This is a genomic window from Microcoleus sp. B3-A4 (assembly GCF_036705385.1).
GTDB lineage: Bacteria > Cyanobacteriota > Cyanobacteriia > Cyanobacteriales > Microcoleaceae > Microcoleus.
The window spans coordinates 1-10019 of sequence record NZ_JAUBUI010000025.1 but is presented as its reverse complement, the minus strand read 5'-3'; the positions used below and the strand labels follow the sequence as shown (position 1 = coordinate 10019).

Sequence of the window (10019 nt, the reverse complement as noted above, 5' to 3'; positions counted from 1 at the left end):
TAACCATGACTGACTGACTTGAGCGCGCGATCGTCGCTAAGTTGAAAACCTGGTCTGTAAGCGAGCAAGATGCGATTATGGAAGAACTTGAAGATGAGCCCAGATGGGAACTAGCCCATGCTTGTTATCCCGATGCTCTTGCCCAACTTGCAGCGCCACGGGCTGAGTATCACGCAGGTAAAACCCAAGAACTCGCTCCAGAAACATGGTGAATTCGCGTAATACAGCCTACGTCCGTAACAAGATCTAAAGTTACAAACAAGGGGGAATGTATGCAAACCATCCTTGGGAGTCGTGAAGAAGTCCCGCCTCGTGCCAAACATTTGTATGAGAGCAACATCCGCCCCAAAATTGACTTAGAAGAGAATGTTGGTAAGAGGGTCATCATTGATCTAGAAACAGGCAACTATAAAGTTGATGAAAATGGTTTACAGGCTGCTGACTACCTAAGTGCGAAACATCCAAATGCTAGACTCTTGCGTCTTTGTATTTGATTTAAACTTGCTGCATCTCTAGGTAGTGTCAGTGAGCGTTTCTCTAAGTGATTTCACGTATGGTAGGTGATAGATATGCTAAACTTAATTTTATTGGATATTGCTTGAAAGTCAAGCTGTTTGAGTTTAAATTGAGGAAAAGGTTTACTGTGGTAGTTCCGAAAGACCCTGACACGAATTTATATGTAGTCTATGTTCCCGCTTTCTAAGAGAGCGCATTCTCAAGGAGAAACTTTAGACGACCTACAAGCGAACTTATGTGAAGCGGGTGAAATGTTGTTGGAAGATGAGATTCCAGCATTAAATTGACCTTCTATATCAGCAATAGTCCGGACAGTTTTTATATGGCCCAATGGCTTATTCTCGCTTGACTTTGAGCCACTGTGGATAATTAAATCAATGTCAGCTCCACCCCTGACTTGCATTTAACTCGACTTTATTTATGATCCTTGCCCTGTAAAGCTTGTAGTCTCGTTACAAAAAGTGTCCGGAGTATTGTATCAGTACAAGCTTCAATTAAGTACGATCGCTCTTTTAGTCTTTACCCTTAATTATTCTAGTTTGTATAGTTGCTAGGATAGCAGCCAATACTAACCGGACTGCAACTCAGGCTAAAAAGCATCAAAGGTATTTGCCTCACTTGCCAAACAATTCTATGATGGTTCATCATAATCTTGATTATTGTTTGATTTCATTCTTCTAACTAAGCTAATATGCGATCGCTTGTGTTGGCTCTAGCTCTCATATGTTTAGCCGCCCCCGCTGTTGCCACAACCTGCGAGGAAAGCTTTCAAAAAAAGGGGGACTTTTTGAATGGTGCCGCCTTTTCTGCACCTGTTCAGGTTGAGGGGTGATCGATAGAGAGAGCATTTTCCCAATTACGACCCATTTTGCCCCGCGAGGGTATCAAGACTCTCAGCACGGATCTGAACTTAGGTGTAATGAAAGCCAAAAATACCGCCACAGCATTTCAGCGTGCTTTGCCAATTGAGGTATTTACCTCAATGAACGGCAATCTATTAGATGTTGAAATGATCTTTACGCTTCCGAGTGGGGTGGGTGCAAGTAAAGACACGGTGAAGGGATACTTGTGCGGTGGACTAAATCAATAGTTGCCCCAAACTACAAAGTAATATCTAATCATTCATTTGATGAAGTTTAGTTTCCAACACTCGATCGCAATACCCGATACTTCAAAATTATCAGTAGAGCGATCGCTCTTCAATTAAGTGCCATCGCTCTCGGGGTTTCTAGCGTTAAGTTTATTGGTGGGTGTTCTGCATCAAGTTGGATGGAGAGGTTTTTACACTTGGCAAATTATATTTGGTCGCGGAAAGCTGTGCAACCATTTCTGCACGAGACGAAACCTCAAGCTTACGGAACATTCGCTTCAAAGCTTGCTTGACTGAATTCTCAGTGATCCAAAGTTCCCTCCCAATTTCTGCGTTGGTTCGCCCCAAAGCAACCAATTCGGCAATTTGCAATTCACGAGGCGTTAGGCGTGAGCTCTTGAAAGCTTGGTGTTGCGATTCCCTACCGGATAGCTTCGCTTCGCGCACTGTTGCAGCCCAAACAGACAAGTGCAAACAGATAGCACTCAAATCGGCTAGATTTTGTGTATCAAAGGCGGGCATTGACTGTTCTCGGGTACAGCCCACTACACCCGCTAATTTACCGCTATTTACGATCGGCCCCGCCATCACGTGCCAATGATCGGGTCGGGGACAAATTATTGTCCAAACCTTGGGTGATGCCACCAATGCTTCATGGACAGGAGCATGACGTTCCGCTAAATAACGCACAACAGGATTGTGCTCGATCGATAGCCCAACTTTCAGTATTTTCTGAAGATTATTATCTACCAAGGGCAGTTGATCGAAGAAAAAGATTCCCGATCGCTTAGCTGCAAAATACTCACCGATTTGGGGCAGGACTTGCGATCGCAAATCTTGTTCGTCCTTCACCTGGTCGATCGCTTCAAATAAAAGCTGCAAGGGACTTTTCATGGTCATGGTCTCAAAAAGAGTACCCGATCGAGGTCTAGAAGCATTGGAATACTCGAATTATATTACCCTTGTAATCTCAAAAGCAACTTGACATGACAACCTGTTCGGAAACCGACCGCGAGCGCACTCCCACACGTTGGATACAGATCGGCTTTTACGCGACTTCAATAGTCTTTAATGTCTGCTTAATTGCTCAGTTATTGACGGTTGGAGTTGCCTACTTCAATAATCCTGCATGGTGGAATATTCATGTTTGGCTAGTGCGAGGGTACAGTGGATTGTCATTAGTATTACTGGGATGGTCGTTTATCGCCCCATTCTCACGCAGAATACGACATCTCGCCGCAAGTATGCCCGTGCTGCTCGGACTACAATTTGCCAGCATTCATCTCAAGAGTCCTCTTCACCTAGAGATACTACATCCTCTGATTGGATTTACGTTGCTATATGTTTCTTCAAGCCTGGTACATCGCATATCGCGCACTTTATCGCCCACCCACCCTCAGAATAATCAAATTGGAGAGGTATAAATGATCCAAGAAGCAATCTTTACTCCCTTCTTTGCCACAGTGTTTCTAACACTCCTAGTCTGGGTGTATATGTACATCCGCCGTATCAGTTTTATCACAAGTAGAAAGCTCGGTCAAAAGGATTTTGCTGTACCGGGCGCACTGGCACAAATCTCGCCACCAAGCGTATCCCATCCATCGGATAATCTAAAAAACCTTTTCGAGATCCCGATACTTTTCTATGCACTTGTCCTATATCTGTTCATCACAAAACAGGTGGATACAGTGTATGTGAACGCCGCGTGGGTCTTCGTTGTGTTTCGCACATTGCATAGTGCTGTTCATTGCACATTCAATCTCATCATACTTCGGTTCTACCTCTACCTATTTGCCACGCTCGCGGTGTGGTTCATCGCGATCCGCGCAGCACTTATCCACTTTGGCACAATCAATTAACCCCGTTCAAATGAGGTAGAAGTTATCAACAGTCGCCGAACAATGAGCGTGCAGCGGAAAGCCCACCCTGTTTCTGCGTGTGTGTTTGGGGTCTTGCGGGGCGGTCTGCCACTGAACCAAGTCGGTAGGTCGCGATCGCAATACCCAATACTTTAAAATTACCAGTAGAGCGATCGCTCTTCTATTCGGTACTATCGCTCTCTGAATTTCTCGTCTTATTGTTCTGCGAAGATTGCGATTTTTGTTTGAGCATCGCGCTTCTAAGATTCTTACGGCTTCAGATCGAGCAGTTGGCGGTAATTGACACTCCGATCGATTATGGTATCGCCTCAGATTGTTTGAGGGCTGCACTGAACGCGAAGTGGTTAAGATTGAGCAGGAATCGGGAGTGCTGAAATTGTCTGTTGCCGAATGGGGAGCTGAATCACAAACTTAGTGCCTGAGCCAGGTGTAGAAAAACATTTGATTTTACCGCCATGTTTTTCAGTAATGATTTGATAACTAATCGACATCCCCAAACCCGTACCTTTACCGATGGCTTTGGTCGTGAAAAATGGGTCAAAAATGCGCTGCTTCACTTGGTCTAGCATACCGATTCCGTTGTCAGCGATCGCAACCTCCACCCATTGATTGTCGATCGCAGAAGTCCGAATCGTAATCTGGTTCGGGGTGTCTTTAAGCTCCTGATAGGAGCGTTTGGTATTCCTGTCATCTAGGGCATCCAGCGCATTAACCAAAATATTCATGAATACCTGATTGAGTTGTCCGGGGAAACATTCCACCTTGGGCAATGTGCCATAGTCTTTGATCGTTACCACGCCTGGACAGTCTGGTTTATCTTTGAGCCGATGTTGCAAAATCAGCAATGTACTTTCAATTCCCTCATGAATATCAACATCTTTGAAGTCTGCTTCATCCATACGAGAAAAGTTTCGCAACGAGAGGACAATACCGCGAATTCGCTGGGTTCCTACCCTTAGAGATGAAATTATCTTTGGGATATCTTCACTGAGGAATTCCAACTCGATTTCCTCTGCCATTGCTTGCACGTCTGGATCGTTGCTGGGATGGCGCTGTTGATAGAGTTCTATCATCTGCAGCAGATTTTGGGTATATTCGTCCAGGTAGGTGAGATTACCGTGGATGAAGTTGACCGGGTTATTGATTTCATGGGCAATTCCCGCAACCAACTGCCCCAAGCTAGACATTTTTTCGCTTTGGATAACTTGCATCTGGACTTTTTTCAGTTCGTTTAGGGTTGTCTCCAGTTCTTTAGCTTGCGCGGTCGAGGAAATTGCTAGTTCTTCTATCGCAGCAACCTGGGGCAGACTTGTCCAGCAAGCAATTGCCACTCCCACAAAGGCCAGCGTCATCAACACAATAATCAGCAGATAGGGATTGTTGGTTCCGGCTTCTACCCGCAGCCAGGAGCGAATCAGCCAACTGATCGTCGCTGTACCACAAATCAGCGTAATCAAAATTCCGACCTGAAGCACCACAAAGTATTCGTTTTTAGGAGGAATTACTGGCTTGGTATGGAGTCGATCCCACCATGGTAAGTGCAAACATGCCCAAGGAATCCGCAGAATTGCAGCGTCGATCGCTATCACTGCTAAAGGCAACAGCAACCCGAGAGCAAAATCCATCCCTCCCCAGGCAACACCACCCACCACCAGGGAAATGAACTCCACCACCAGCAATGCTAAGGATAGTCGCCCCCAACGCACGACTGGATCGTTGCGCTGCATCCACAGCCCCAAGTGCAACCCCATGATAGAAATGAATAAACTCACCCCTGACACCACGACAATTCGAGTGGTGTTGCCCCATACTAAAAATCCTAAACTACAGATAAAGCTTAGCAACAACGCGGGTTCTAGGGCACCCCGACGGGACGCTGCGCCAAACACTGGAGACAACAGCCCATCCTGCGCGAATTGGAAAAGAATGCGGGGTGTGTTGCAAACGCTAGTCGCAGATCCCAACAAACAGGTAGCCGCAACCAGCAATGTGACTATGACAGGGGCAGCGTCTCCCCAGAAAGGCTTGGCAGCCACCAAGAAATTGCCGTACAAATTGCCTTCTAAACCGGGAGCGGTTCCCAACTGCACCAACACTAAACTGCCACCCACAAACACCAGAGGCATGAACCACGCAACCCAAGACAGCGCCTTGAGGGTGTCTTTTGGGTGGAGACTGTCTGCTACAAAGGATGAAGCTGTGTCACAGCCATAGAAGCTATAAGCGGCAAACAAGTACCATTTCAGCCAGTCCTGGACACTGAGGGCATCAATGCTACTGGGCAAGAGTCCGGGGCTTTGGGGCGAAAAGGCAAGCCAGCCTAAACCCTGAACGCAGAAGAGCAGTAAAAAGCCGATCGAAGGAAAGATAAAAAAGAGGTGCAGAATGGCGACGGCGCGAGTGCCACTGAATGCTAAAAAGTAAGCGATCGTAGTAAAACCGATCTCAAACACTTTTTCTGGAATACTCAGCCCCATCGGCTCTAAATGGAATTGGATCAAATTTGTGATGACGATCGCATTAATTGGCGGAAAGGAAACCCACCCCAAGAAGTAGGCAATCCCCAAGTAGCGGGAAAGGGCAGGGTAACGATGGAGCAATCGCGTGATGTAATTTGGCGTTCCCCCAGATACATCTGGATATTTCTCACCCAAACTCTTAACTTGAAGGTTAAACAGAATTCCGGCGATCACACCAGGAATCCAGACCAAAAGCGATGCAGAGCCAATTTCTGCTTGCATCGAGGGCGCTAAGGTAAACCACATCAGATATCCAACTACACTCAACCCCCAAGCTTCCGCAGAGGACATGGTGCGCCGGAGGCGATTCAGAAATGGCACACGATCTATTTCCATAAAAAGCAGATAGGGGTAATGCTATTGTGATAGAATAGCAATTTTTACAGTCAATAAAAAACAAATACCTAGTGTTTCCTTCTAGGGATGAAAATTCTAAGCTCGATCAGATGTAGCGGTGAAAGATTGAGGCAATGAGTTGAAGTTGCTAGCGATCGCAATACTCAATACCAAATACTTCAAAATTACCAGTGAGTCAAGCGTCATTCAATGAGCGTGCGTAAGCGTTGCCCTCGAAGAGGATCGCTCTTTTAGTTTCTAGTCCGATCGTTCTTTTTTGTGAGACATATAGATATCCTATAATTAAAGCTGTTGGTGTCGTACTACGATGATTTCTATGCTACAAATTACAAGCTGAATACCCATCAACAGTGGGACATTACCATGAGAATTGACCGAGTAAAAATCGAAAACTTCAAGAAATTTTCAGACTATACCCTTGACTTGCATCCCCAATTTACCTTGCTAGTTGGGGACAATGGCACAGGTAAAACGACGATCCTCGATGCTTTGGCGATCGCGGCTGGAATTTGGCTGGTCAACTCCCCCGACACAACCCTCAACAATAGCCGCCGTAACATTCTTCCCTCAGAAATTCGCTTAGAAGCGATCGAATCCGACACCATCACCCAATTTATAGAACGAAAACCCGTCCAGATTGAAGCGATCGGCACGATTAACCGTCAGCCAGTCCAATGGCTCAGACAAATCAAAACTAACGGCTCTAGAACCTCCAACACAGAAGCCAAAGACGCTCTAGAAATTATCTCCACTTTATTTCGACAGGTTGAAGAAGGCGAAAAAATTTGGCTACCCATCATCGCCTACTACGGAGCAGGTCGAGCTTGGCTACCCTCCAACCAACGTGACCCCAAAGCCACTACCCACACCAGCCCCGCCCGCCGTTGGGATGCCTTCTATGACTGCTTTAAAGAACGGATTAGAATCGCCGATCTCCATACTTGGTTTCAGAAAGAAGCGATCGCTTCGGTCAATCGACAGGGACAAATGCGCCCTGGTTACAAGGTGGTAAAGTTGGCTATTTTGCGTTGTATTCCCAATGCAGATGACCTATGGTTTGACCCAGAGCGATCGGAAATAGTTGTTTCTATCCAAAGCAACCCCCAACCCTTTAGTAACCTTAGTGCAGGTCAAAAAATGATGGTAGGTCTAATTGCCGATATTGCCATCAAAATCGTTACTCAAAATGCCTCTTTCCTAACCGAAAAATCAGAATATATATCTAGTCAAAAATTGCCTCTGATTTTGCAAAAAACACCAGGGCTAGTCTTAATTGATGAAATAGATGTACATCTCCATCCGAAATGGCAACGTCAAGTTGTGAATGACCTCACCAAAACCTTCCCCTCAATCCAGTTTGTTTGCACTTCCCATTCGCCGCTTGTTATTGGTGAAGTCGAAGCAAGCTGTATTAGAGGCCTCGAACGTGATGAAGAAACTGGCAAAGTTATTTCTACAATTCCATTAGAATCTTATGGTCTTGATGCCAACCGAATACTAGAGGAGCAGATGGGAGCGTCAGAACGTAATCAAGAGGTAGCAGACAAGCTTCACGCTCTTTTTAGACTAATTGATGAGGAAAATTTTGATGGCGCACGTCAAGCTATGATGCCCCTTGTTGAAAAAATTGGACACGAAGCTCCTGAGATTACTCAAGCTCGATCGCTGATTAAATTCTTAGAAGGTAATGAATGAGAAATATCCAGAAAAAGACCGAACCAACGTCGTTGACACAGCATCGGTGCAATACAAATAGTGACTATGATAACTATGCCGGAAAAGATGACCTGAGAGCAAGTCTGGTGAGCGAGCAAAGAGGAATTTGCTGTTACTGTATGAAACGGATTCGTCCTGACTCAGAAAACATGAAAATCGAACACTGGCAAAGCCAAGATATATACCCTCAGAGACAGCTAGAATACAATAATCTCCTTGGGGCTTGTCGAGGAGGAGAAGGGCAAAAGAAAGATAAACAGCACTGTGACACAAAAAAAGGAAATCTCGATCTAACTTTTAACCCTGCCAATCCATCTCATAACGTCGAAGGTAAAATACATTTCTTGGCAGACGGTACAGTTGAATCAGATGATACCCAATTCGATACAGAAATCAAGGAAGTCTTGAATTTGAATGAAAGTGCGTTGGTTCGTACTCGTAAAGGAGTATTAGAGGCCTTTCGCAAAGGATTGATTCAAAAACAACCCTCTGATGCAGATATACGAAAAGAACTACGCAAGTGGAATGGCGATAATGGAGGAGAACTCGAGCCATTCTGTCAGGTTGTTGTTTATTATCTTCGTAAAAAGATCGATAGAATGGCATCAAAAAGAACTTCCAAATGAGCCTTTGAAAATGCGATCGAAGATGTCCTCCCAGGACTGAGCGCCATTAGGGGATGAGAACGCATCCTTCTGTCAGCATGGCACCGAGCTCGTTTAGCGAGAAACCCAAATGGTTGGAGGAGAGATTAAAGAACAACAAATGGCTACCATTTACCTATAGCGACAAGACACCGCCGCAGCTCAAAAACCGAGTCTCTACCCGACCAAAACGATGATGGCACATCGCCAACGACAGTTTGCGACTTTCCTCACCGTTGCCGTTCTCAGCAGCACGTTCGCGCTGGCAACCGTTGGCGAAGCCTCGGGAAAAAGTGCCTCAGATCCCGAGATTGCCACCTACATCAAAAAGTTAAAAACCGATTGTTAGAGATGCTGAAAGATGCTGTTCAGGGTTGGTTTGAAGCCGCCAGTCAAAAAAATGAAATTGCGCCGGAGAAACAGTTAATTGAGTTATCTCTATGAAATATGTTGCTGGCAAAGCACTCTGCAACATCTTTAAGCAACATAATTTTAAGCTAAAAATAACCCCTTTATCTAGCAATACGGTTTACTTAAGACCGAAAAAGTGATAAACTAGGTATGATGTACAAAAAAGTAAATCAAGTATAGTGCCGTACAAAAAAATATTATTAGAATCCCCCAAGCTCAAAAGTAGCGATATATTCAAAGCAATAGAAATAGCAATCCCATCAACAGAAATAGAAGCAGCTATTCTCAAAGCGAAAGCAAAAGAGAAACGGCATCGTGGGCTACGATCACAAGTGGTAGTATGTCTAATCATAGCAATGAGCTTATGGTCAAAAGACTCAATGCGCGACGTACTAAAAAATCTAATTGATGGACTTAATGAAGTCTGGTTGAAAACGGGTAAATATTGGAAAACTCCCTGCAAGGCAGCTATTACTAAAGCCCGAAAAAGATTAGGACCTCTTGTAATGAGCAAGTTATTTCATCAGTTGGTACGACCAATGGCTACAACTGAAACAATGGGAGCTTTTCTGAATGGATTGAGAGTTGTAGCAATAGATGGAACCTGCTTAGACATCCCAGATAGTAATGAAAATGCCAGAGTTTTTGGGCGTCCAGGTAGCCGTCCAGGTACAAGGGCTGCTTTTCCCAAGGCTAGATTAGTTATTTTAGTAGAAGCAGGAACACACTTAATATTTGATGCCTTAATATGTCCGTACAAGATGGGAGAAAGAGTCAGAGCCTTAAGATTATTGCGCTCAGTTACGAAAGAAATGTTGTTAATGTGGGATAGAGGTTTGCATTCATATGCAATGGTGTCAGCCACCCTCAGCAAGGGTTGTGAATA

Annotated in this window: 11 protein-coding genes; 9 read left to right on the top strand and 2 right to left on the bottom strand. The window is 44.9% G+C overall.

Going from position 1 to position 10019, the window contains the following annotated elements:
• Positions 1 to 77: 77 nt before the first annotated feature.
• The 3 genes from QUB33_RS12650 to QUB33_RS12640 all read left to right on the top strand — a co-directional run bounded on the left by QUB33_RS12650 (position 78) and on the right by QUB33_RS12640 (position 1606).
• Complete coding sequence (locus QUB33_RS12650) at positions 78 to 212, top strand: hypothetical protein (protein ID WP_333350864.1); 135 nt, start codon at positions 78 to 80, stop codon at positions 210 to 212.
• Between the two features lie 60 nt (positions 213 to 272).
• Positions 273 to 494, top strand: coding sequence for a hypothetical protein (locus QUB33_RS12645; RefSeq protein WP_333350862.1), 222 nt, complete (start codon positions 273 to 275; stop codon positions 492 to 494).
• 941 nt (positions 495 to 1435) lie between these two features.
• Entirely contained in the window at positions 1436 to 1606 is a 171-nt protein-coding gene (locus QUB33_RS12640) for a hypothetical protein (RefSeq protein ID WP_333350860.1), read from the top strand.
• A gap of 150 nt (positions 1607 to 1756) precedes the next feature.
• On the opposite strand, the gene QUB33_RS12635 is transcribed toward QUB33_RS12640, so the two are convergent.
• Positions 1757 to 2500 (bottom strand): LuxR C-terminal-related transcriptional regulator, encoded by a 744-nt coding sequence (locus tag QUB33_RS12635; protein WP_333350858.1) that lies wholly within the window; start codon positions 2498 to 2500, stop codon positions 1757 to 1759.
• 92 nt (positions 2501 to 2592) lie between these two features.
• Between QUB33_RS12635 and QUB33_RS12630 the strand changes: the two genes are divergently transcribed.
• Together QUB33_RS12630 and QUB33_RS12625 are read left to right on the top strand one after the other, a co-directional pair.
• Positions 2593 to 3030 (top strand): DUF6220 domain-containing protein, encoded by a 438-nt coding sequence (locus tag QUB33_RS12630; protein ID WP_333350855.1) that lies wholly within the window; start codon positions 2593 to 2595, stop codon positions 3028 to 3030.
• Positions 3031 to 3465 carry an MAPEG family protein gene (locus tag QUB33_RS12625; protein WP_333350853.1) on the top strand — a complete coding sequence of 145 codons (435 nt, stop codon included), beginning with the start codon at positions 3031 to 3033 and terminating at the stop codon, positions 3463 to 3465.
• 365 nt (positions 3466 to 3830) lie between these two features.
• Here QUB33_RS12625 and QUB33_RS12620 read toward each other — a convergent pair whose 3' ends face one another.
• Entirely contained in the window at positions 3831 to 6341 is a 2511-nt protein-coding gene (locus QUB33_RS12620) for an ATP-binding protein (RefSeq protein WP_333350851.1), read from the bottom strand.
• 315 nt (positions 6342 to 6656) lie between these two features.
• On the opposite strand from QUB33_RS12620, the gene QUB33_RS12615 reads away from it, so the two are divergent.
• The 4 genes from QUB33_RS12615 to QUB33_RS12600 form a co-directional block, all read left to right on the top strand.
• Positions 6657 to 8057 (top strand): AAA family ATPase, encoded by a 1401-nt coding sequence (locus QUB33_RS12615; protein ID WP_333350849.1) that lies wholly within the window; start codon positions 6657 to 6659, stop codon positions 8055 to 8057.
• Positions 8054 to 8704: a retron system putative HNH endonuclease gene (locus QUB33_RS12610; RefSeq protein ID WP_333350846.1), complete on the top strand. Its 651-nt coding sequence runs from the start codon at positions 8054 to 8056 to the stop codon at positions 8702 to 8704. The genes QUB33_RS12615 and QUB33_RS12610 overlap by 4 nt, the downstream gene beginning before the upstream one ends.
• A 211-nt stretch (positions 8705 to 8915) precedes the next feature.
• A complete protein-coding gene (locus QUB33_RS12605; protein ID WP_333350844.1) occupies positions 8916 to 9071 on the top strand; it encodes a hypothetical protein in 156 nt (51 codons plus the stop codon).
• 331 nt (positions 9072 to 9402) lie between these two features.
• Positions 9403 to 10019 (top strand): transposase domain-containing protein (locus tag QUB33_RS12600; RefSeq protein WP_333350941.1); only part of this gene is annotated, 617 nt, incomplete at its 3' end.

Excerpts from the sequence above, each read along its gene's own strand:
- QUB33_RS12650 (WP_333350864.1), top strand. The coding sequence starts at position 78 with ATGGAAGAACTTGAAGATGAGCCCAGATGGGAACTAGCCCATGCTTGT.
- QUB33_RS12645 (WP_333350862.1), top strand. The coding sequence starts at position 273 with ATGCAAACCATCCTTGGGAGTCGTGAAGAAGTCCCGCCTCGTGCCAAA.
- QUB33_RS12640 (WP_333350860.1), top strand. The coding sequence starts at position 1,436 with ATGAAAGCCAAAAATACCGCCACAGCATTTCAGCGTGCTTTGCCAATT.
- QUB33_RS12635 (WP_333350858.1), bottom strand. The coding sequence starts at position 2,500 with ATGAAAAGTCCCTTGCAGCTTTTATTTGAAGCGATCGACCAGGTGAAG.
- QUB33_RS12630 (WP_333350855.1), top strand. The coding sequence starts at position 2,593 with ATGACAACCTGTTCGGAAACCGACCGCGAGCGCACTCCCACACGTTGG.
- QUB33_RS12625 (WP_333350853.1), top strand. The coding sequence starts at position 3,031 with ATGATCCAAGAAGCAATCTTTACTCCCTTCTTTGCCACAGTGTTTCTA.
- QUB33_RS12620 (WP_333350851.1), bottom strand. The coding sequence starts at position 6,341 with ATGGAAATAGATCGTGTGCCATTTCTGAATCGCCTCCGGCGCACCATG.
- QUB33_RS12610 (WP_333350846.1), top strand. The coding sequence starts at position 8,054 with ATGAGAAATATCCAGAAAAAGACCGAACCAACGTCGTTGACACAGCAT.
- QUB33_RS12605 (WP_333350844.1), top strand. The coding sequence starts at position 8,916 with ATGATGGCACATCGCCAACGACAGTTTGCGACTTTCCTCACCGTTGCC.